Annotated in this window: 20 protein-coding genes and 1 tRNA gene; 9 read left to right on the top strand and 12 right to left on the bottom strand. The window is 55.0% G+C overall.

Features of this window, described 5'->3' with window-relative positions:
* Positions 1–18: 18 nt before the first annotated feature.
* The 7 genes from F1728_RS17655 to F1728_RS17625 all read left to right on the top strand — a co-directional run bounded on the left by F1728_RS17655 (position 19) and on the right by F1728_RS17625 (position 7,003).
* Positions 19–579 carry a hypothetical protein gene (locus F1728_RS17655; protein ID WP_155365201.1) on the top strand — a complete coding sequence of 187 codons (561 nt, stop codon included), beginning with the start codon at positions 19–21 and terminating at the stop codon, positions 577–579.
* A 240-nt stretch (positions 580–819) separates the two neighbouring features.
* Positions 820–2,760, top strand: coding sequence for a PQQ-dependent sugar dehydrogenase (locus tag F1728_RS17650; protein WP_155365200.1), 1,941 nt, complete (start codon positions 820–822; stop codon positions 2,758–2,760).
* A gap of 598 nt (positions 2,761–3,358) precedes the next feature.
* Positions 3,359–3,661 (top strand): hypothetical protein, encoded by a 303-nt coding sequence (locus tag F1728_RS17645; RefSeq protein ID WP_155365199.1) that lies wholly within the window; start codon positions 3,359–3,361, stop codon positions 3,659–3,661.
* Positions 3,662–3,670: 9 nt separating this feature from the next.
* Positions 3,671–3,973 (top strand): hypothetical protein, encoded by a 303-nt coding sequence (locus tag F1728_RS17640; protein WP_155365198.1) that lies wholly within the window; start codon positions 3,671–3,673, stop codon positions 3,971–3,973.
* 246 nt (positions 3,974–4,219) lie between these two features.
* A complete protein-coding gene (locus F1728_RS17635) occupies positions 4,220–4,762 on the top strand; it encodes a bactofilin family protein (RefSeq protein ID WP_155365197.1) in 543 nt (180 codons plus the stop codon).
* A 164-nt stretch (positions 4,763–4,926) separates the two neighbouring features.
* Complete coding sequence (locus tag F1728_RS17630; RefSeq protein ID WP_155365196.1) at positions 4,927–6,339, top strand: sulfatase; 1,413 nt, start codon at positions 4,927–4,929, stop codon at positions 6,337–6,339.
* Positions 6,340–6,349: 10 nt separating this feature from the next.
* Complete coding sequence (locus tag F1728_RS17625) at positions 6,350–7,003, top strand: hypothetical protein (protein ID WP_155365195.1); 654 nt, start codon at positions 6,350–6,352, stop codon at positions 7,001–7,003.
* A gap of 37 nt (positions 7,004–7,040) precedes the next feature.
* Here the strand turns inward: F1728_RS17625 and F1728_RS17620 are convergent, their stop codons facing one another.
* The 5 genes from F1728_RS17620 to F1728_RS31705 form a co-directional block, all read right to left on the bottom strand.
* Positions 7,041–7,355 (bottom strand): hypothetical protein, encoded by a 315-nt coding sequence (locus F1728_RS17620; protein ID WP_145191953.1) that lies wholly within the window; start codon positions 7,353–7,355, stop codon positions 7,041–7,043.
* A gap of 159 nt (positions 7,356–7,514) precedes the next feature.
* The gene (locus tag F1728_RS17615; RefSeq protein ID WP_155365194.1) at positions 7,515–9,458 is read right to left on the bottom strand and encodes a M56 family metallopeptidase; all 1,944 of its coding nucleotides are present in this window, start codon (positions 9,456–9,458) and stop codon (positions 7,515–7,517) included.
* A gap of 3 nt (positions 9,459–9,461) precedes the next feature.
* Entirely contained in the window at positions 9,462–9,845 is a 384-nt protein-coding gene (locus tag F1728_RS17610; RefSeq protein ID WP_187781871.1) for a BlaI/MecI/CopY family transcriptional regulator, read from the bottom strand.
* Between the two features lie 161 nt (positions 9,846–10,006).
* Positions 10,007–10,726, bottom strand: a complete 720-nt coding sequence (locus F1728_RS17605) for an NAD(P)-dependent oxidoreductase (RefSeq protein ID WP_155365193.1) — start codon at positions 10,724–10,726, stop codon at positions 10,007–10,009.
* Between the two features lie 64 nt (positions 10,727–10,790).
* On the bottom strand, positions 10,791–12,797 hold the full coding sequence (locus F1728_RS31705; RefSeq protein ID WP_228030219.1) for a GDSL-type esterase/lipase family protein: 2,007 nt from the start codon (positions 12,795–12,797) through the stop codon (positions 10,791–10,793).
* Positions 12,798–13,035: 238 nt separating this feature from the next.
* Between F1728_RS31705 and F1728_RS17595 the strand changes: the two genes are divergently transcribed.
* The gene (locus tag F1728_RS17595; protein WP_155365191.1) at positions 13,036–13,563 is read left to right on the top strand and encodes a hypothetical protein; all 528 of its coding nucleotides are present in this window, start codon (positions 13,036–13,038) and stop codon (positions 13,561–13,563) included.
* A 16-nt stretch (positions 13,564–13,579) separates the two neighbouring features.
* Here the strand turns inward: F1728_RS17595 and F1728_RS17590 are convergent, their stop codons facing one another.
* Positions 13,580–14,596, bottom strand: coding sequence for an alpha/beta hydrolase family protein (locus F1728_RS17590; RefSeq protein WP_155365190.1), 1,017 nt, complete (start codon positions 14,594–14,596; stop codon positions 13,580–13,582).
* A 435-nt stretch (positions 14,597–15,031) separates the two neighbouring features.
* Between F1728_RS17590 and F1728_RS17585 the strand changes: the two genes are divergently transcribed.
* On the top strand, positions 15,032–15,307 hold the full coding sequence (locus F1728_RS17585; RefSeq protein WP_155365189.1) for a hypothetical protein: 276 nt from the start codon (positions 15,032–15,034) through the stop codon (positions 15,305–15,307).
* A 21-nt stretch (positions 15,308–15,328) separates the two neighbouring features.
* Here F1728_RS17585 and F1728_RS17580 read toward each other — a convergent pair whose 3' ends face one another.
* The 6 genes from F1728_RS17580 to F1728_RS17555 all read right to left on the bottom strand — a co-directional run bounded on the left by F1728_RS17580 (position 15,329) and on the right by F1728_RS17555 (position 22,691).
* Positions 15,329–15,847 (bottom strand): hypothetical protein, encoded by a 519-nt coding sequence (locus F1728_RS17580; RefSeq protein WP_155365188.1) that lies wholly within the window; start codon positions 15,845–15,847, stop codon positions 15,329–15,331.
* 147 nt (positions 15,848–15,994) lie between these two features.
* A complete protein-coding gene (locus F1728_RS17575; protein ID WP_155365187.1) occupies positions 15,995–16,474 on the bottom strand; it encodes a hypothetical protein in 480 nt (159 codons plus the stop codon).
* A gap of 247 nt (positions 16,475–16,721) precedes the next feature.
* Positions 16,722–16,796: transfer RNA gene (locus tag F1728_RS17570), tRNA-Pro, on the bottom strand.
* Positions 16,797–17,027: 231 nt separating this feature from the next.
* Positions 17,028–17,720, bottom strand: coding sequence for a GntR family transcriptional regulator (locus tag F1728_RS17565; RefSeq protein WP_155365186.1), 693 nt, complete (start codon positions 17,718–17,720; stop codon positions 17,028–17,030).
* Positions 17,721–17,783: 63 nt separating this feature from the next.
* The gene (locus tag F1728_RS17560) at positions 17,784–19,301 is read right to left on the bottom strand and encodes a DUF1501 domain-containing protein (protein ID WP_155365185.1); all 1,518 of its coding nucleotides are present in this window, start codon (positions 19,299–19,301) and stop codon (positions 17,784–17,786) included.
* A gap of 30 nt (positions 19,302–19,331) precedes the next feature.
* Positions 19,332–22,691: a DUF1553 domain-containing protein gene (locus F1728_RS17555; protein WP_228030218.1), complete on the bottom strand. Its 3,360-nt coding sequence runs from the start codon at positions 22,689–22,691 to the stop codon at positions 19,332–19,334.
* Between the last annotated feature and the right edge of the window lie 239 nt (positions 22,692–22,930).

Raw genomic sequence — 22,930 nt, 5'->3', positions numbered from 1 at the left:
GAAGGACAAGATGTGATCATGTCTATTCCTGATCGACTGAAAATCAGACCGGTAGACGAAAACGTGGTAGCCCGCATGCTGGAGTTGTTACCCGATATCGAAGAGGAACTGGAGGCGGGAGGCGATGCAGAGGCTCTGCTGCAGCAATGGCACCAGCATGCGAATCACAGATATACTACAGATGCTTTCCTGAACTACTGGAAATCGACTTCTGAAGAAGATTTCGTGCTGACCGCCTTGAATCCAGAGCCAACGGTAGATCAGGAATTGCAGTTCTCAGAGGCCTGCGCCGTGATTGATGTCTTCAAGACAGGCGAGCTGTCAGAGCATGAAACCGATTACTATCTGAACTGGCTAGAGACTCAATTCCCTGAGAGTAACATCAGCGATCTGATATTCTGGCCCGACGAATGGTTCGGGGATGCGTCGCTGTTCCGGGATCCGGGTGGTGCCTTTCGTCCCGGGTCTGAGCTCACCTCAGAGCAGATGGTGGGTTATGCGATGGCTCGTTGCGGTCGCAGTCTGCCGGGAAGCCCCGACGATCTGGTCCTGCCACACCCTCTGCCCCCGACAGGGTAAGGTTCGGTTTCAACTTTAAGCAGGACGGTCAACTTATTAAATATCCTGCGATACTGATCTGCTGTGAAGCTTGTTGTTGCGATGCTGAAATACGCTACCAATCTGCCTCAGGCGTCCGTTTATTGTTGATTCTGCCCGTGAAATATTGGATAACAGGGGTAACTCAAACATTCTCGCCTGAAGTTCTGCAACTTCATTCCCTCCATTAAATTGCTGATTCATAAAGGAAGCGCACCTGTGATGCTAAACTTAAAGACCAAGCTGACGCTCATGTTGTCTGCCTGTCTGTCACTGTCGACAGTCTCGGCGGCGGAAAACTCTGACGACGCAAATAAACTTTCCACCGCGGAAAAGAAAAGTGGCTGGAAGCTGCTGTTTGACGGCAAGTCCACCGACGGCTGGAGAAATTATCAGAAAGACAGCGTCAGTGATGGCTGGAAGGTCAAGGACGGTGTGCTGACCCGCGCTGAAAAAGGGGCCGGCGACATCATCACTGATGATGAGTTCAAGTACTTTGAACTCTCACTGGATTACAAGATCTCCCCAGAGGGGAACAGCGGACTGATGTTCCACGTCACCGAAGAAGAAAAAACTCCCTGGCGGACCGGTCCCGAAGTGCAGATCCAGGATAACGTTGACGGACACGACCCTCAGAAAGCGGGGTGGCTCTATCAGTTGTACAAACCGGCTCCTCCCCGGACAGGTACCGAAGAGGAAAAAAGTAAGCCAGCCGATGCCACACGTCCGGCCGGTGAGTGGAACAACCTGTTCCTGCGAATCGGCCCCGATCGTTCCGAAGTCGTGATGAACGGCATTCGCTACTTCCGCTTCAACAAAGGGAGTGCCGACTGGGACAAACGGGTGGCTGACAGCAAGTTTTCCAAGTTCCCGAAGTTCGGCAAAGCAGAGAAAGGACACATCTGCCTGCAGGACCATAACGACCTCGTCTCCTTCCGTAACATTAAAATCCGGAAGCTTGCCGACGACGGTTCCGCGCCGGACCCAAGTGATGGCGAACTGGCAATCAAAGGGGTTCCCGCGTTTCCCGATCTGAAATGGGAAGGCTGGGAAGCCGTCAATGAAGAGACCGGTAAGGTTGTTCCACTACGGCCCATGGTCGTCAAGAGTGCCGGTGATGGCACCGACCGCCTCTTCGTCGCTACTCAGCGGGGCATGATCCACACCATCGATCCCAAGTCACCTAAACAGGCGAAGCTGTTCCTCGACATTCGCGAGGCAGTCGCCCCCTGGAAGAAAAATAACGAAGAGGGGCTGCTCGGCCTGGCGTTCCATCCCGACTTTGCCAGGAACGGACAGTTCTTCGTCTACTACACGGCTGAAGGAATGCCGCGGAAATCGAAGATCTCCCGCTTCCAGGTTTCCGCCAGTGATCCTAACAAGGCCGATCCGAAGAGCGAAACCGTGATCATGGAAATCGATCAGCCGTTCGGAAACCATAACGGCGGTTCGATTGAATTCGGCCCCGATGGATATCTCTACATCGGTCTGGGTGACGGCGGTTCCGGGAACGATCCGCTGGGTAACGGCCAGAACCTGGAAACCCTGCTCGGTTCTATTTTGCGAATCGACGTCGATCACCAGGAGGACGGCAAAAACTATGCGATCCCCGCGGACAACCCGTTCGTCGATCGTGCCAAGGCCCGCCCGGAAATTTACGCTTACGGACTGCGGAATGTCTGGCGGCTGAATTTCGATCCCAAGACCGGAACGCTTTACGCTGGTGAGGTCGGACAAGAACTGTGGGAAGAGATCAACATTATCAAAAAGGGTGGTAACTATGGTTGGAGTGTGCGTGAAGGCACACACAACTTTGGTAATAGCGCCGAGACCGCGCAGGAGAAACCGATTGCCCCGATCTGGGAATACGATCATGGTATCGGTCGCTCTGTCACAGGCGGTACCGTGTACCGCGGCAAGAAGCTGCCTGAACTGGACGGCATGTACGTTTACGCCGACTTCGTCTCGGGCAAAATCTGGGCGCTCAAATATGATGAGCAAGCAGGCGAAGTGACCAAGAACCTGCGTCTCTCCACCAGCACGGTTCCCGTGATGGCTTTCGGCACAGACGCAGACGGTAATCTGTACTACTGCGTCGAAACCGTCAAAGGGGGCGAAGGAATCTTCCGGCTCGAAAAAGAGCAGCCGGCAGTAAGAAACTGATTTAATAACTGGTGCCAGGTTCCCGTGTGGAGCCTGGCACTTTTTTGTTTGCCCTCAGAGTGACCGCATTCACCAGCGCCACTCAGCGCTGGTTGAATTCCTGGGCCCAGTTGCGGACGGCTTTTCTGATTTGCTTCTGATCGAAGGCGGCGAAGCCGAGGACCATGCCTGGGACCTGCTCCGGTTCCCGCGCATACATGCGGACGGCATGATTTCCATACCGACGCGGTTGGCCTGATTACAGGTATCCAGCTCCGCGCGGTTGCCCTGAGCAGTTGCCTGTTACTGTTAACCTTTGCGTTGTGCATGACATTCGGCACCGGCCCCGAAGGGCCGCTCTCGTTCTCCGTCTGGACGGCATCGGCGGCCTCCCTGCTGCTGGCCACTCATCCACAATTACGCACGCCGGCTGCTGCTTAGATAGACTTTGTATCACAATACTCGCTGCGCATCATGGTTTTCAGATTCTCTGCTTGGTCGAAGCAACGCTGTCTTTTATAATACAGCAGAGTGGCATCAGACAGTGGCTGTCACAACCAGTCTCATATTTCGTCAACGCTGATGACATGATACATGCCTCCTGCCGGCGAGTTGTCACATGATCTCCCTGGAAATTCTACAAACGGTTTTTCTCGTTTTGCTGTTCATCGCCGGTGCTTCAAGTATTCGACTCTTGATTCTGTTGAAACAGGCTAACTGCTGGCAGCCGGTGAAGGCATTTGGCTTTAAAATCTATAACTGGGGATTTCACGGGAGTATCGCGCATTTCTGGAAACAGCGTGCGCAAGTCGATGCGGTCATCAGGAAGAAGATCTACTTTCATCTGGTATTTGGCCCACTCTGCTTTATGATGACAGTATTGATGTTGCTGTTGTCTGCATTTAAGGCCCCGACTCCGTGAAAGTCTGTCATGATTCCGCATTCGAGTTCTGACAAACCGTTCGCACGCGTGATGTATGGCGTCTTCTTCGTCATCGGCGTCGCTGTGATCTATTTCGCCGCCCTGTTCCGAAAAGATGCCTGGCTGATTCTGGCGATCACGTTCGCGCTGTATGGGATCTTCAGAGTTGCGGGGAGGTTGCCGGCCGGCTTATCGGAGGTAGCCATTCTTAAACTGGAGAAAGTAACTTTCTACCTGTTTGTGGTGAGTGCCCTCAGTCTGGTCGGGTATTGTTTCTGGGCAGAGATTATTCCCGTGAAGTTCCTGGGTTGACAGGCAAGAGGCAACATTCGCAGCTGTTCCTGACGAACTGCTGTTTCATTTCCACTTCACTGTAGATCGGCTGTGAATTCCATGCCTGTTTCCAACGAGACCCTGATACGCATTGCACATGCAAGCGTGATGAAGGATATGCTCTTCTCTCAATCCCTGGATCATTGGCAACGCCAGAATCGGGAGGATCATTCGGTTCAGACAACTCCAGGCCGCCACGACACTACCAGTTTCAGAGGAGTCCCTATGATGGTCATTGAAGGGGACTGTAATGAGGACCTGGAGGCAGATGAGGGGGGCCTGATCCATATCTACGGGAACCTGAATGCGACTATTGAAGTCAAAGGCATTTCGGAGATCATTATCACCGGTGATGCAGGACCACAGGCGGAAATCAGAGCGGATGGAAGCTGCCACATTTTTATCGGAGGGCGTTTCACCGGCAGACTTCATTCTATTGACTCCCTGAAAGTCTGGATTGAATCCGACTTCGATGGGATTCTAAAAACCGGCGCGCCTCACACTGAGATTTACGCCGGCGGGAACTTCCATGGCGAGATTCTGCCTGCTGAGAAGGGGGCATTGCTCGGGCTGACTGTGGTGGGTTTCGCTTCCCAGCATTCACTTAACAGAATCAAGGATTACAATTACACCCAATTTCATGCGTCGATTGGAATCAGTGATGTGGCACCCGGGTTGTACCCCCAGACAGAATACTATCGACGGATCTCCAATCGAAACAGTTACAATCGCTGGTGTGTGCGAACAGAGAGGCAACCGGTAGAGTGATAATCCCACCGATTCCATTTCGATCTTCATGACTTGAGTCTAGAGGAGATGGAAGACACTACCACTGGCACCTGATACACTGAGTAATCAGCAGAAATAAATAGATTGACGGTCCACACCGTCCCCCACAACATTGATCCCGTTTTTCGATTCAGGAATTCAAAATGAAAAGACGCTCGCTGCTGTTCCTGTTTGTACTCTGTTTCGCTGTTCCTGCTTTCGCTGCAGACAAGCCGAATGTGCTGTTTATTGCGGTCGACGATTTGCGGCCCGAACTGGCCTGTTATGGGAAGCAGCACATTCATTCGCCGAACATCGACAAGCTGGCGGAAAGCAGTACGCTATTTGAGCGAACCTACTGCATGGTCCCTACCTGCGGGGCTTCGCGGGCGAGTCTGATGACCGGAATTCGCCCGGCCCGTAAGCGGTTCGTCAACTTTCTGACCTGGGCCGACCGCGATGCGCCGGGCATCACAACCATGAACACGCAGTTCAAACAGAACGGCTATTACACGGTTTCCATGGGGAAGATCTTCCATCACCCCCAGGACAGTGCACAGGGCTGGTCGGAGCCGGCCTGGCGTCCCAAAGGCGTTGCCTGGTATCAGCGGCCCGAAAATCAGAAACGGCACGAGGAGCGACAGAAACAGGGCAAACGAAAGGCCAAGGGGCCCGCATGGGAATCAGCCGACGTCCCCGATAACGCTTACGCGGATGGCGTGCTCGCCGAACAGGCGATTTCGAAACTGCAGCAGTTGAAAAAGCAGGAGCAACCCTTCTTCCTGGCCGTCGGTTTCTTCAAGCCACACCTCCCCTTTATCGCGCCGCAGAAATACTGGGACCTGTACGATCACGATAAGATTCAGCTGCCCGAGAATTATAAAGTTCCACAGGACGCACCGGAGGAATCGATTCATAATTCGGGCGAGCTGCGGGCTTACGCGGGTATTCCCCGCAAGGGACCCGTGTCCGAAGAGACCGCCCGCAACCTGATTCACGGCTACTATGCCTGTGTGAGTTACACCGACGCCCAGATCGGTAAGCTGCTGGCGGAACTCGATCGACTGGAACTGAGCGACAATACAATCGTCGTACTCTGGGGCGATCATGGCTGGAACCTGGGCGATCATACACTGTGGTGCAAACACAGTTGTTACGAAAGTTCGCTGCAGATTCCCCTGCTCGTCCGGGCGCCGGGCATCCAGGGTGGACAGCGGCGGTCGGCGTTGATCGAAACGATTGACGTCTATCCTTCCCTCTGCACGCTGGCGGGAATTCCGCTACCCGAACATCTGGCGGGACAGAGCTTTGTCGAACTGATGCGGAATCCGGATACGAAATGGAAAGAGGCTGCTGTGAGCCGCTTCCGCAACGGGGACACGATTCGCACTGATGCGCTGCGTTATACCGAATACACCAACCCCAAAGGGAAACGGACGTCACGCATGCTCTACGATCACAGTTCCGATCCACTGGAAAACCAGAATGTGGCGGAGAAACGAACCGACGAGAGTCAAACGCTGTCGAAACAGTTAAACCAGATTAAAGGTCGCGACGGGAAGCCTGGCGGAAAGTGATTACATCCGTATGATGGATTATCGTGTCATCTTAAGACGCGTGGGGCTGGCCTGGATTGGCTTTGGTCTGCTTGATATCGGGTTGATGATCTACTGCCTGATGCAGCGCCAGAACTATTCATCCAGCTTCAATCTCTTTGCTGTCATCCTGGGTCTGTTTTTATATCGAGGGAGCCTGGGAGCAACTACGCTGGTCACCTGGTTCTCCGCGTTCATGCTGATGCTGTTTGCCGGCGGACTGCTGCTGGCACCCCTGTTGCAACCCGTGGGACTGCTGGTCAGCCTGATTCGCCTGCACCCCGGACAGTGTCTCCTGTTGGGAGTCTATTATGCAACGATGGTTGGCTTGATGATCTGGACTTATCGGCAGATGCGTTCAATGCCGGTACTGGAAGCACGTCGGGAAAGTGGTCGTCGTACCGGCAGACCGCAGTCCGCGTTTCTGGCAGGTTTTCTATTGGTTGTACTCGTAGGCGTGCTGTTCAATGTCCTGCTTAAAGGTTCTGCAGGAACCAAAGCTGTGGAACTGGCGCGACAGAAACTGGGACCAGACTATCAATATGCCATTCAGTCGATCCGTGTGAGCGGAAAAGCACACAGTGGTGTTGTCGCCGCTTACAATGCGCAGGAGGTCAAGTATGTTCCTGTGTTCTGGAACGAGTGAAATAAGCCATCAGACTTTAATCTACTTCCGTCCCGCGTCAGTTCTCGTTATTCACTTCCAGTTCGAGATAGCCTTTGCGGTCGATGAAGACTTTGTAGAGGCTGTGGGCGCCGTGCCAGCTGGGGAGTCCGCTGCGGACCGTCAGACATTGATCGTGGGTGCCATCGATTTCGAGGGTGCGACTGCCGCACAGATCGACGCGGGCTTCGATCCGATGTTTCTGTGGATTGATTTCAGAGTGAAGTGTTTCACCCTCCGCGATGGAGCCGATAGAAACGCCGTCCACCAGAATTGAAAACTTGCGCATCTTGTCGGCACAACCGGGTTCACGTTTGACTGTGAGTTTCGACATGACAGGACCTCCCTCTCTGCAGCAAACAGAATTCGCGTATGAATTACATTTGTACGATTGAGTTGGCGTCCTTCTATTTTAGGCAGTCCCTGTCCGGGTTTCCAGAAAAATCAACCATGGCTAATTGCAGCTTTCGATAAACCGTAATCTGCCAACAGCTTACCGGGCCTGAGGAGCGGGCGGTAAATTGGTCTGCGGTACAATCTGAATCGCGTTGAACATGGAATAATCGCTGTCCGCACGGAAACTGGTCAGGGTCAGTTCCTGGCCCGTCTTGATGTCAAAATCGAAGCTGACGTACTGCACGCCTTCACGGTACGGCTGATTGCGATAGTTCCAGGTGCCGTCACTGGCGGTTGCTTTCTGACCGATGACGCGATCACCGACTTTGAGTTCGATTTTCGCGTTCTGGTTTGGTGCATCGCCGTGCGCGAAGACATAGATTTTGTATTTCCCGCCCGGCAGATCGAGTACCCTGGTCTGCAGATCGACACAGCGGCAGTTGTGATAGATGTAGCCCTGAAAGATGCCGGACTGGCCCTTGATGCCCCACTCACCATCGTGCCGGGTGACACGCAGGCGAACGGTACTGGGTGTGGCATCGCTGTACCGTGTGTAGTCAACCGCGGTTGTGCCGAGGTCAACCATGTTCCAGATATCCTGTGGACGCCCCACGACGCCATCGTAGTTTCCGATTCCCGGATCGTGGGCGAAGACGATATTCAGTGAACGGACCGCGGGACGGTTCTCTTCGAACACCCGGGGTTCCTGTTTTCCGTTTCTGAGCATGACCTTGCCGGGAGGCTCAGGAAGTGCTTCCTGAATGCTGACCTTCGCCGGGGACTGTTGTTGGACAGGGACCTTCGGAAGGACATCCGCTGGCCCGCCCGGAACGGATTTCTCGGGAGCAGTAGTTTTCGCCTCTGTCTGCATGGGAGGCACCAGCGATTCCGCACGCGACTCGACCTGTGGCGGTTGCGGACTGGAGTTTTGCGCCTGGACGGAAGCGGTGAAGACAATCGGAAAGCCAGCCAGTAGACCCGTCAGCGCGACAAAGGTGAAGCTGAGTGCCAGCCGCGTGCGGAAGCTGACCGGACGTCGGTCCCGGGTCTCCTGCAGAATGGACTTCAGGCGGCGGGAAAACCCACTCTCTGCGGCCAGCGAGGCGGTTGTCAGTTTCAAGCTGCGACTGGATCGAAACGCGGAGACCACCTGCAGCAGTTGATCTGCATAGTCAGACGCCCGGGTGCCGTGCTGCAGGACGATGTCATCGCAGGCATGTTCGCGTTCGAGATAGAGTTTCCGCGAGGCGAACCAGACCAGGGGATGAAACCAGTAGCAGGCATGTGTCAGTTGCACGAGCAGCTGCCAGAGACAGTCGCGTCGGGCCACGTGTGCCAGTTCGTGCAGCAGGGCACAGCGGACTTCCTGTTCCGTCCAGTTCTGAGCTTCGCGGGGCAACAGAATCGATGGACGCCTTACACCCCACGTCATGGGGAGCGAACGTTGATCGGTCTTAAACAGAGTGACCGGCTGAGAGCAGTTCAGTTCACCGCGACATTGTTGCAGCAGATCGAAGAGCGGCCCCTCTGTGATGATGTTACATTGTCTGCTGAAAGCGTGGAGACGAAACTGCAGCAGCGCCAGTCGAACCAGCATCACCAGAACTCCCGTCAGCCAGATGGCATTCCAGTGAATGCCGACACGCGGGAGGGATGCTGCGCTGTCTTGTGCGTTCTGAAGTTGTGTATTACCGGCCGCTGGAAGCGTCATATAGTCGGCAGGCTGTGCTGTGACTTCGGGTAATGATCCGGGTATTGTCTGTTGTGTGTTGCTGGTCACGGGTGTGGAGAAGGACGCTGCTGTTTCCTGAGTCGCGAGAGTTGGTCGCGTCAGCTTGGGCATACTTCCGTTGACGAAGATTAAGGCGAGCACCGCCAGCAGGGCGCCGCTCCAGACAGTGTGACGAACGGCTGCACTGGCCTGTCGCAACAGTCGAGTGGCGACCAGTGCGACGAGCAAGATAACAGTCGACTTGATAATCAGGTCCAGCAGGAAATCAGGCTGCCCGATGAACGGAATGTATTGCAGAATCGTTTGCATCGCTTAGTTTCCTTTTTCTCGAGCTGCTTTAATCAGTTTGACCATTTCGCGTAATTCGTCGTCCGAGAGGGCTTCGTCATCACTGGCGAGCTGTGCTGCCAGGGCCTGCTTAAAGGAACCATCAAAGAAAGTCTGAACGACATGTTTGAGGGCTTTGGTGCCTTCCGGACGTCGGGGAGACGTGGGGGCGTAAACAAATTCACGGCCCTGCTTGTGCCGCTGGATCAGCGACTTGTCCATCAGGATGCGGAGCATGGTGCGAATTGCAGTGGGGGTGGGCGGACTGGGCAGATCACTCTGGATCTCCAGCACGGTCGCTTCCCCGCGCGAATAAAGCGAATCCATGATCTGGCGTTCCCGCCGACTGAGTTGGGCCTGTTGTGACATGGGCTGTTCCCTGTGCATGGCAGCAATTGTTACGCTAATTTTTTAGCGTTTCTGTAAAGCGGCGTCAATACGAAAAGCTAATTTTTTAGCGAATACATTTTTCCAAGTGTGAGATGCGTTCCTCGGGTTACGGAATGTAAAGCATCTAACCCGAGTCTATCTCACTGGTTATAGATCACAGGCATCTGCCCCTGCCACTGTTGCCAGGTTTCGTCGTGGGTCACCAGTTCTGCCATAAAATGCGCTACGTTGATACGGCTGGTCTTGCCGGGGTTGAAGATTGCACTGCGCGTTGGTGAAGGGAAAAGGTCATACGCAGTGACTTCATCCAGATTGATCAGGGAATCGGGGCGGACGGCGGACCACTGAATACGATCATGGTTCTGACCGATCTGCGTGCGCAGGTAGTCGGCGGCCTGTTCGTTATCCCGATGCGGAGGGACCAGAGTGCGGATGAGACTCACCACGCAGCGCTGGGCGAACGAGACCGGCTCCACGAGATCGCGGTTACTGTTGCCCGCGGTATTCATGAGCACCACGCGGACAGGCTGCGTGGTACCTGTGTCAGGAACTGCTGCGCACAGCCTGCGGATTGTATCGGTGACGAGCAGCCTCGGTTTGCCGAAGATTCCTTTGAAGGTCATGTTATGCCCCAGGCAGGAAGCGAGCGCGGTACAGTCTGCGACATGACGCGCCAGTTCATCGGGACTCAAGTCAAGCACGCTGGCCTGGATTTCGGTGAAGTCGGGATGTGTGGTGATGAACTTATTGAACATACCGGTCCGGCGCACGAGTGCTTTCACGGGTTCGTTCCGTTTGAGTAACTGCTCCACGAGCAGCCGTCCGGTGGCACCGGTAGCGCCGACAACGAGGGTAGTCATACTATGAATCTTTCACTGGGATTGCAGTCGGATCGCCTGCTGAGCAAACTACCCACGCCGTTCGTCACTGTTGCGGAATGAATTTCAGTTCTGCGAGCCATTCCAGGGACTGTTTCTGCCAGGCATCCCAGGAGGGACCTTTGTAGCCGTTGAGGCCGTGTCCGCCATCGGGGAGTTCGAGCAGTTTGGATGGAATCTGTTTTTCCTGCAGGGCTGCATACAGTGCCTGGCTGTTTTTGATGGGCACCGGTTTGTCGTCGACCGCGTGGGCCAGAAAGATTGGCGGTGTCTGGTCGGTAACCTGTTTTTCATTCGAGAAGAGTTCGATCATCTCAGCTGTGGGTTCGGGACCGAGCAGGTTGTTTTTCGAGCCGCCATGTGTGGTTTCTCCCATGGTGACGACGGGATAGACGAGAATCGCGAAGTCGGGACGGGAGCTTTGTCGGTTGATCGGATCCTGAGCCTGGGAATCGCCGGCATCAAAGTGTGTGGCGGCAGTGGAGGCGAGGTGACCACCTGCGGAGAAGCCCATAATGCCGACCTTCGCAGGATCGATGCCCCAGTCTTTCGCATGCGCGCGAGCCATGCGAATCGCCCGCTGGGCATCCATCAGTGGCACAAAGGAGCGACCGTCGGGCATGCGATACTCGAGGACGATCCCCGTCACGCCATGCCTGTTGAGCCAGGCAGCGATGCCGTGCCCTTCTCCGCCGGTGACGACGCGCTGATATCCGCCGCCGGGACAGATGACAATGGCAGCACCGTTCGGTTTTACGGGGCGATGCAGCGTGAGTTTCACGTCTGCCTCTTCGAACTGTTCAGCACCAACCGGGGCCTTGCCGTCCCAGAGGGAGAAGACTTCGGGGGGCAGACTGGTCTCTGAGGCGGCATTGGTTTCGTCGTCGGGAATGAGCAGCGTTGAGAGTACCTGGGCATAGACGCGGTGCCCGAAATCGTTGGGATGATTCACGCCGTTACCGGTCAGGTCCCAGTCCTGTTTGTGTTTGAAGAACTCGGTCCAGAGGGAGGTCATGTCGGCCAGAGCGACTCCCCTTTTTGTAAGTTCCGCCAATGCGTCGCGATACTGGGGAAACAGTTCGTGTTTGAGTCGGATCCAGTCCCGGTTCCCCAGCATGGGTGCCACCAGAATGAATTCTGCCCGGGGCTGTTTTTTCTGAATCTGTTCGATCAGCGCTTTGGTGTTGGCTTTAAATTCTTCCGCGGAACGACCGGCTGAGTCATTCATCCCAAAAGCGATGATGACCAGGTCGGGGTCGGCTTTGACGACTTCGTCAACTTGTGTCAGCCCCCACTTTGTGTCTTTGCCGCCGACGGACAAATTGGTCAATGCGATCCGGTTCTGATAGTGGTGCTGCAGATTCTCCTGAAGCAGTCCAAAGAATGCCGGCTGGAAGGGAGCTCCCCCGGCCCAGCCCGAGGCATTGCAGCCGGTGGAGATGCTGTCGCCCAGCAGGACGATGGAGGTCGTGTCGTGTTTCTGCAGTTTCTTGATCGTACGGGGCAGCGCTTTAGTATTAAAGACCGGTGCGATCTTACTCCAGTCGACGGGTGCGTGGGTATAAGTGATGCAGGTCTGCAGGTCGTGGTATTCGAGTTGTCCGCCGAAGAAGATTTCGCCGTGGCCATCGCGGTGCGTCAGCTTATGCCGTTGTGAGTTCGCAGGGCGCCGCATCTGGGTAGGAAACTTCCAGACGATCCGTGTGTTTTCGGGGAGTGTGATTTCGCGCGAACCGGGTTTCCAATGGTAGTCGCGACCTTCTTCGTAAGTAATGTCTCCCGCGCTGTTCGTAATCTTGAGCACTTTCTGTGCTGGGAACAGTAGCGAAGCTTTGGTTTGACCCGTTCTCAAATCACGAATAAACAGCACCGATTCGCCGCGAACGGTATCGCCTTTCCAGACCGGTTCGAGCAGTTCCTCTGAGAACTGCCATTGTGGTGATGCGGGTTCAGCTGCGTGAGTGAGAGACGTCAAAGAGATCAGGGTCAACAGACTGAAGACCAGTGTTAAACAAACAAAGGGGCGACGCGCGGTGGAAATTGGCTTGAGCACGGGAATCTCCATTAGTGAGGACTCTGAAGAACGTTCACAGGTGTTTGAGAATAGCCTTTATTATAGCTGTGGACATCCCCTGTGTCTGCTCATTCTCAAAGAAGAGTTGCCCGGGAATCGAGAAGAATTCTCTTAGGATCTGCAGCTTGACCCGGTATGATAAATGTACCTTTCCCTTAAGTGCTCAAACGGGAACTCTCAGTTTCAAACCCAGATTCTCCTATTCAACGGGCTCCTCATGATTCATTTCCGTTCTGTGTTCTTAACGATGCTGATGATCCTGCTGGTAGACAACGCTGCTGTAATGGCAGATGCGGAGAAGAAATCTGAACTTGAGCTGAAGATCACCGAGCCCCAGCTGGATAATTCGGACGTGGAATGGGAAGGCAATTTCTTTGGGTTCTATCCACGCATTTCCCGGCGGGCGACGCGGTTTGCGAAAAACATTTCCCCGGAAGATAAAAACTGGCTGCTGAAGAATCTGAAACATAAAGACCGGACTGCAATCTGTCATCTGCTGCTGATCGAGTACTGGGGACCACCTGCCGCAGAGGGTGAGATCAAGCACTCACTCTCCGCCTGGTACGGACTGACGGCAGAACTGCAGGCCTCCGGTGAAATACGCTATGACGAGGCAGACCGAGAAAAACTATTCAAGCTCTGGACCAAAGTGTTGTCCGACCCCAAAAACAGATTTAAGCACGGTAAAGGTGTTCTGCTGGATCCGTTTAAACGGAAAACGAAAAAACAGTCGAATGATCAGTAAACCAGACCCATTAATTTTACCGGATCTGGTTTTTCGATACCTCTAACTGCCATTCGTCCTCGGGATCGAGTTGCTCGCGACAGGCTTTGCCCTGCAGCCACTGGCGAGCCTGTTTGCTGTCGAGGAGGTAGGTATCCCAGAAAGCAGTGGTGACGGCGAGAATCGATTTGTGGTGGTTGGGATTCCGGCGCGCCAGACCGCGGCGCTGTCGTCCGTCTGAAAACGCGGAGTGTTGCGCGTCGAACAGGACGAGTTCGTATTTGTCGATGCTGTCCGGCAGGCCCTGATAGACTTCGCGGCGGTCGGCGACGGTAGTGTCGTTAATGGGTGAGGTATCTTTGGTGCCAGTGAGTAACATCCAGGGTATCGAAACCTGTCCGAAGGAGTCTGCAGGTTCCGCCCGACCGTGAATGCTGGGGCTGAACATGACAGCGGCTTTGATGCGGGGATCGGTATAACGTTTTCCCAACAGCCGCCAGGACTGACCGCTGACGCCCTGCGTGGTCACTGCTCCATAAGAGTGGCCCGACATGCCGACGCGGTTGAGGTCCATTCGCTGATGAAACTGATGTTGTGAATCACCATTCCAGCGGGCGAGCTGATCGAGGACGGCACTCACATCCTGGTAACGGTCGACGGTATTCTGCAGAGTGGTCGCGGACTTGAGTGCCCGCAGCCGCTGCAATGCGGGGACGTCTTTCCAGACCGCTTCATCACTGCCGGCGTGCTGCAGGTAGACCACGACATAGCCGCGGGCCGACCAGTGCTCTCCCAGATATTGTGAGCCGGTACGGGCGCCTCCCAGACCGTGACTGAATAACAGAACGGGAGCCGGCTGTTTCTTCCGGGGGAAATAAACCCGCAGGGGAATATCGCGATTTCGACTTTGATCCTGCATGGTGAGATCAATGGGAGCCGCGGATTTGCCCGACTCAGTTTTTAGGGGATCGTACTGTGCCGCCTGCGTGACAGAGATCAGTGAAAACAGGAGCCCTGAATAAAGCAACCACAGAGAGGATCGTAAGACTTTCATGCTCTTCTCTTTCGACGGAAACAACATCTACCTGGCAAAAGTAAGCGGCTTACTGATTGAACACCAGCGATCATAGCATGTCTCTGAAAGATAACGGGAATCGTGCGGATTCAAATCAAATTTGGCAGCAGACCTCAATATTAAACATTATTAATAATTAATGGGATTAAACGAATAATCAGGTTGACCACTAATACACAAATTCACATACTAATCTCAGACATGGTCTTCTCCGTGTCTGGCACCCTTCACCCCAACACGTTCGATGTGATTCACAACGAGAACAAAAGCTCTAAAAAACAGGCACAATACATTTCTTCCTAAACTTTACGAACAGTTTTGGCAGGTCCTGCCAATTCTGAAAGAGGGTGCGCTATGCTTTCGCGTTTGTTACGTTTGTCAGGGTCGATTTTACACGGACCATCAGGATTATGTGTGTTTTTATTCGCGTTCCTGACGGGGCTGCTGCTGTTGTTAAATCACCTGATTTTTGTCGATGCAGAAGGGGTCACACTCATACCGGCGAATAAGAACATTCGGGGAATGGGGCCGGTGACACGCGAACTGATTGAACTGACCCAGGATATTGACTGGATCAAAAACCCGGAAAAGAAGAAACGGGTGTTTGAGTTGAATTCCCGTCTGACGGATCCGGAGCGACAGAATAAGCCTTACATCGACCCGGTGCCCTACCCGGTTCAAGTCGACTGAGTGAATTCGAATGGATGTCTCTCAGTCTTCACCTGTGACACGATCCCGGTACGCTTTCCAGCCTGCGAAACCTTGCTGCAAAAAGGCGCCCAGGTCTTCAGCAGATGTAAGAACAAGCACATCAGGCCAGCGGGAAGCAACCCGATCTGCCACTTCGCGCGAGGTGACCAGCGGGCGCGTCTCTTCCATCGCGGGGAGCATTACCATGTTTCCCGCCTCGGCTAGAGCATAAAGCACGTTGAGAATTTCCGTGCTCAGTCCACGCAAGGCAGCCATGCCTCCCGAGACATCTGCATCGGAGTCCAGGTGATCCATGAAAAGTTCAAATCCGGAACCATCGGAGAAATTAAACTGGTAACAGTTGGAGTCCAGTGGCAAGGTCGCTCCATGAGACGTCAGCAATTCGCGTAACGCATCACGGTCGGCCGGTGAAAGGGACTCCCCCACCGGCTTCTGCATGACTTCGCCAGTAAAAGGATTCACGGCTTCCTCGGTCTGATCACTGAGGCGAGACGTCTGGAAGAAAATATCAAAACTCATGAGAGTTCCTTTGGCTTCTGACGGGGAAGAGTGGCCTGCCTGGTTCAGGTTAGCAATCTTTTTGTGTGGTTTCAAAAACTGCCACGATTTGCCGAAATGATAAATCACGAAAGTCTCGAAAATCAAGCCGTCCTTTTTTAAGCCCATTCAGCGTTTCAATGCTTCACAGATTCGGTCCAGATCTTCACTTGGTGACTCTTGGCGGGCGCAGCGGAATACATGGGACATCCGCTTGCGCATTTCGTTGGTAATCGTGACGAATTGCCCGCTTTGCTGGATGAGATCCAGTAGCCAGTCGACGCCTCCATACTGCAGCAGTTCCCAGGGATCGTTGTGGACCATTAACTCGATAACCTGCTGGCCAATATCCTCATACTCGGTCTGAATTCCTGCGAAGCTGGTGCAGTAATCATCTCCGGTAATATAGCAGCGATCGCCCATCCAACTGCCTACCAGCGGATGGTCTTTCACGCCGGTTGCGTATTCGTTTTTGTCGAGTAGCAGATAGCTGAATGCCCGGGAACCAATATTATGCCCCACCGCATATTGCTTGATGTCTCGTCCCGATGGATCGATACAGAAATATTGAGATCTGGTTTCGTTGACGTAGTAATAATAGACGCCCATGAAAGTCATTCTCCCGAAAGTCTGTTGAGAACTGAATCACGCAAGAAAATTCAGGTAAAAGCCAGGTGTCCCAGAAACTGAGCATGTGATACTAACACCTGGAGATGATATTATGACCAGCTGCGGCCTGCGTCAGGCACCGCGCATAAAAAAATCGCGAGTGAATCGCGATTTTTTTTGTCCCGGTTTCTGATGGCAGTGTGCGAGACAGAATCTCGTAAGTCCATTACCAGAGGGGGTTTAAAAGTCGGGGCGACACGATTCGAACGTGCGACCTCTTGCTCCCAAAGCAAGCGCTCTAGCCAAGCTGAGCTACGCCCCGTGACTTGTTAGTGGCACAGTTTAGAGAGACACGGAGAAGCCGTCAATGGTTCTCACTATTCTCTTCATAAAATAGGCCGGCTGAATCGGTTGGAAGGATTCCAACGGAAATGACACGAATATTTAAGACTAGATCAGCATTCAGCGGGCAGATCTTTAATGAAATTCCCGCGAACACCAAATGGAGCCCCTTTTCGCCTGATAAATGGGTTGGAACAGGGTTTCCCACCCTTTATGCCTCTTGTTCGAACAGATCGCGCACCAGGCCGATGGGGGTCTGGGCGAGATGATCGTTCATTGCCTGGGCGGCTGCTTCCGGATCTCCGGAGGCGAGGGCCTGGACGATGCGCAGGTGCTCTGCGTTTTCTTCCATGCGGTCGTAGTCTTTGACGTTCTGCCGTTTGTTGTGACGGACCTGTCTGAGTGTGCGATGCAGGGCTTTGTAGCGGCTGATTTCGAGCACCAGCCGTTCGCTGTCGCAGGCGCGGTAAATGAGTTCATGCAGGTAGTCGTCCCATTCCTGGGTCTTTTCCGACCAGACCACGGTCCGCTTGGCAGTAGAAAGCTCGGTGAAGATCTGTTCCAGCTGGGCGAGTTCGTGGGGTGTGATGTGGCCGCAGGCACAGCGGGCGGCTTCACTTTCGAGGATGCGGCGGACCTGACAGATTTCGCGAAGTTCCCTGGCACCGAAGTTCCGCAGGACGGCGCCCCGGTTGGGATAGATATCGACGATGCCGATGCCTTCCAGTTCGACGAGTGCCTCGCGCACCGGGGTGGCACTGACGTTCCATTCGCGGGCGAGGGACTGGACGGTCATCCGCTGGTTGGGCTGGTATTCACCCTGAAAAAACTTGAGCAGGACCTGCTGAACCAGGGTCTGGCGACGGGATCCGTGCATTAACTCTTTTGAAACAACTGCAGCCATTCACTTTTACTCTTTGAAATTAAATTTACTTTTCGGTCGTGTAACTCAACTCACTCACACTTTTCAGGCCAGGATCTCTTTCACGACGGTCCCTTCTACATCGGTGAGTCGGCGTTCGAGGCCGTTGTGATAGAAGGTCAGGCGTTCGTGATCCAGTCCGAGCAGGTGGAGAATCGTCGCGTGGAAGTCGTGGACGGTGACGACATTGTCGACGGCCTTGTAGCCGAACTCGTCCGTGGCTCCGTAGGTAAAGGGGGCTTTGACGCCGGCACCGGCGAGCCAGCAGGTGAAGCCTTCGGGATTGTGGTCGCGACCGCTGGCCCCTTTCTGGAAGGTGGGCATGCGACCGAATTCGGTACACCAGACGACCAGCGTGTCTTCGAGCAGGCCGCGCTGTTTGAGGTCTTTGATGAGGGCTGCGGTGGGCTGGTCGAGGACCGGACCGTGGATGCTGTACTGATCCTTGATCTTTTTGTGTCCGTCCCAGTTGCTGACCCCTTCCCCGCCTGTCTGGTAGGCACCGTTGAAGAGCTGAACGAAGCGGACGCCTTTCTCAATTAAGCGGCGGGCGAGGAGACAGTTTTTCGCATAAGCCGCTTTGAGCTGGTTTTCGCTGTCATCGATGCCGTACATGTGCAGTATGCTGTCTGATTCCTGCGAGAGATCGCTGATCTCGGGGACACTGAGCTGCATGCGGGCAGCCAGTTCGTAGCTGGAGATGCGGGCCGCGAGTTCGGAATCGCCGGGGAAACGGGCCAGATGTTGTTCATTGAGCCTTTGCAGAAAACTGCGGGTGGCGCGATCGGTTTTTGCATCGATAGACACGGGGCGATCGAGGTTACGAATGGGCTGGGCGGCGTTGAAATCGGTTCCCTGGAAAGCCGCGGGGAGGAATCCGGGCCCCCAGTTATTGACGGAAGCCTGCGGCGTGCCGCGGGGATCGGGAATCGCGACGTAGGACGGGAGGTCCTGATTTTCGCTCCCCAGAGCGTAGCTGGTCCAGGCGCCCATACTGGGGAAACCGTCGAGGGTGAAGCCAGTCGACATGTAGTTTTCGCCCGGGCCGTGTGTGTTGGTCTTGCCTTTGATGGAATGCAGGAAGCAGATGTCGTCGGCCAGTTCCCCGAGGTGGGGCACCAGGTCGGAAATCATCTTGCCCGATTCGCCCCGCGGTTTGAACTTCCACGGACTCTGAGTGAGATTCCCCTGCTGCCCCTGGAAGGTGACGAGTTTGTCGCCGCCAGGCATCGGCTTGCCATGCATTTTGACGAGCGACGGTTTGTAGTCGAAGGTGTCCAGATGACTGCAGGCGCCGGAGCAGAAAATGACGATGACATTTTTCGCTGCCGCCGGGAAGTGGGCATCGCGGGGGGCGAAGGGTTTACCGGGATCGATTTCGGGCCGGATGGGTGCTTTGCCACCCACGGTCAACCGGGGTTCCTTCTCCGCGGCAAGCAGATGCTGTTCGGCGAGCATCGCGGAGAAGGCGATACTGCTCAAACCGCTGACTGTCTGACCGAGGAAGTTTCTGCGGTTAAGCAGATGACGATTCGCGGGAAACGGGTTTTGAGGAGCGCTCATGTGTGACTCTCAATGCCTGGTGAAGTTGACCTATTGAATAAACAGAAGCTCGTTACTGTTGAGCAGAGCCCGACAGAAGGCGGGCAGTTTTTCCGCCTGGATGAACTGGACGGAGTCGCTCAGTTCGGACTCGGTAGGGGGACGCGAATAACAGAGTTCGAAAGCCCGTTTAACCTGGGCCCGTTGATCGCCGGGATGTTCGCGTTCCAGACGCTGGGCGAACAGGTCGGCCTGTTGCAGCAGGAACCGGCTGTTGAACAGATTCAAAGCCTGCAGCGGCGTTGTGGAGCGACTGCGTTTGGCGACGGAGGTGGCGGCGTCGGGACAGTCGAACAGACCGAAGACGGAATCCTGTTCCATACGGACTTTGGTCATGTAGATCATGCGGCGCCAGTCAGCGGGACCGTAGTTTTTCTTGGGGTGATAGTGCCGCACGTTCTCTGCTTCGACTTCGAAAGCACTGAAACCGGGTCCGCCCATTTTCAGATCCAATACGCCGGTCACCGCGAGGATCGAATCGCGGATCGGTTCGGCTTCAAGACGGCGTGGCGGGAAACGCCACCAGAGCTGGGAGGCGGCATCAACTTTGAGTGCCCGGGGATTGGGTTGCCCTGACTGCTGATACGTGGCGGAGTTAAGAATCAGGCGATGAATGTGTTTGAGGGACCAGTCATGTGCGATCAGTTCCTGCGCGAGCCAGTCGAGCAGTTCGGGGTGCGTGGGTGGTACGCCGCCGGCTCCGAAGTCGCTGGGTGTTGTCACCAGTCCCTTACCGAAGTGGAACTGCCAGAGGCGGTTCACGATGACGCGGGCGGTCAGTGGATTCTCTGGAGAAGCGATCCACTCGGCCAGCCGTTTGCGGCGTTCGTTTTCGGGAGCAGTGGTACTCAGTTTCAGATCGGTAAAGATCTCGGGGGCATTGGGCGGAACCTGTTCCCGTTTGGCCAGGGGTTCGCCTCGATAGAGGCGGTGGGTCGGTCCAGGTGGCATGAATTTACCTGCATAGACGATGTCTGATTTCTGCAGGCGTTTGAGGTCGCCCTGTTGTTGCTTCAGTTCAGCGAGTAGCTGTTTCCCAGCCTGAGCTTCTTTGGCGGGCAGGTGGTCGAAATGGTAGGTGGTGCTGGCGGCCTGGAGTGTATCTGCAGGCAGCGTGAGGGGAAGTCGGTCACTGGAGCCGGCGATCGTCTGCCAGTCAGTGCCGGTCTCTGAGACCTCGATGACATAGTCGACGGGGACGCGGTCGCTGTATCTGCCTTCGCGATCACGGCCCCATTCGATGCGATCGATGGTTGTGGTCTGCGGGAGTTCAATTTGAATCCAGCCGCCGCCGTTCTCGTGGGAAATCCAGCTGCGGCTGTTGCCGTATTTGCCGTCGTTGATGTGTTCCAGCTTGTGAATCGGATATCCGGGCAACGCACTGGAACAGGTGGCTTTTGCGCCTGCGGAAGCGAGGGCGACGTTCTGCCCGCCGGAGAAGATTTCCAGTTCATCCAGACAGGGAGCACTGCTGTTAGTGGCGTGAACCGTAAAACGTACGAAGCGGGTTTCGACAGGGCTGATGCGTTCCACATTGTGGGTCGGTTGCACCGGTTTCCGGAAGGCTGGTTTGGGCAGGCTCTGATCGGAGGGGGAGAGAGTCACTGACTCCCAGAGGATGAGGTCCGCGGTCACAGCGGTGCCGTGTTTGCCGCCCACCAGGAGCAGTGCATTCTGCGGTTCGAGCGTGACGATCCCTGCATCGTGGAAACCACTCCAGAGGGCTGCTCTACGGGCTGGTTTCGTTCCATCGGCAAAGCGTTGCTGATCGACCTGGGCGACTTCCTGCCAGTCATCTGTGGTCTGCGGGTTTCCATCGCGGTCCAGAACATATCGGACATCGGTGCTGTGCGACTCGTATCCACAGCCCCAGGAGAGCCAGAGGCGATAGTCGCCGGTTTGCCCGGGCTTCCAGGCGACCAGGGGTTTGCCCGGCTCGTTTTTCCACCAGCTGTATTTACCGCCACTCAGGTTGGGCGAGCGAGTGGGGCTGCCGGGATCGTCCTTTGCGCCTGGATCGGTGCCTGCGGGATTGGCGCCGAAACCGGCACGCGTCTGCAGGACTTCGAGACGAGGAGACGTGTTTTCCGGCGAAAGTTGATCGTCGATGGAAACGAAGCGGTGGGACTCGGTTCGGCGGCGATAGGGTTCCAGTTCGGATTTGAGCTTCGCGATACGCGTCTGTTTCTGGCGGATTTCCTTCTGTTGTGATGCGGGTATCGGCAGACTGCGGTCGCCGTGCCTGACGCCGGCGAAGATGGCCTGCATCGAATAGTAGTCGGCCTGGGTCACAGGATCGAACTTATGATTGTGACAGCGGGCACACCCCAGGGTGAGGCCCAGGAAAGCGGTTCCCGTGGTATTGATCATGTCGTCGAGTTCGTTCTGACGCTGCATGAGGGTCAGGTTGATGTCGGGGCTTTTGACCTGATCGTAGGGGCCCGCGACGAGATAAGCGGTGCCGGTCGGGTCACCCAAAATGTCGCCGGCAATCTGTTCTTTGATGAACTGGTTGTAGGGCTTGTCTGCGTTGAGTGATTGAATGACATAGTCGCGGTAAGGCCAGGCATGCGGTCGTTCGCGGTTGGTTTCGAAGCCATGCGTTTCGGCGAAGCGGACGAGATCGAGCCAGTAGCGGGCCCAGCGTTCTCCGTAGTGGGGGTTGTTGAGTGTGGCGTTGACCAGTTTCTCCCAGGCGTCGGGGCTATCGTCGTTCACGAAGCGTTCGACTTCAGCGGGCGTTGGCGGGAGACCGAGGAGGTCCAGGTAGAGCCGACGGATGAGTGTTCTGCGATCGGCGCGGGGATTATGGGTCAACTGTTTCTGCTGAAGACGATCCAGAATGAAGGCGTCGATGCCGGAACGGACCCAGGCGTTTTTGGTATCCGGGGGCGTGACTTTGGCCAGAGGCTGAAAGGACCAGTGATCGGTCGTCCGTTTTTCCTGTTTGACGACGCCGTCTGGTCCGGGCCACGGTGCTCCCTGATCGATCCAGTCCGCCAGGAGCTGGATCTGTTCTGCGGTGAGTCGTTCGGATTCGTCGGGGGGCATCAGCAGGCCGGCCTCTTCTCCCCGTACCAGTTTGAGCAGGTGACTCTTCGCGCTCTGGCCGGGAATGATAGCTGGTTCACCCGAATCGCCCCCTCGGAGCAGGCCTGCTTTGCGGTCGAGACGGAACTTGCTTTCCTGGGTGTCGGCGTTGTGACAATCGAAGCACTTCGACTGCAACAGGGGGAAAACCTGTTTCTCAAAATCGACCTTTTGTTTCGCTTCGGGCGGCGCTTCCGCAGCACCGAGGGGTGATACCAATACCAGAGGAATCAGACAGAGCAGACATGTACGCGCTAACATGGCAGATCTTCTTTGTGTTAATTGATTCAGAGACTCAGGCGGGAGACGAATACACTCATTATGGTCCCTGTGCGGGAGGTCCTGGCAAGCCCAGATAATCTATTATTCTGTCAGATTATATATAATCTTGCAAATCAAAAATCGAATTTCTGAGGCAGATTGGGAGCAGGGCAGAAAATTTATTTCCCATTTTCAAAAAAGTGAGGAACACTTTTGGCCGGATCTGGGGTTTGTTTGAG

It is taken from the genome of Gimesia benthica (genome assembly GCF_009720525.1).
In the GTDB taxonomy this organism is placed as follows: Bacteria; Planctomycetota; Planctomycetia; order Planctomycetales; family Planctomycetaceae; genus Gimesia; species Gimesia benthica.
Note: the sequence above shows the minus strand (reverse complement) of the source record. Positions and strands in the feature narration are given on the sequence as shown.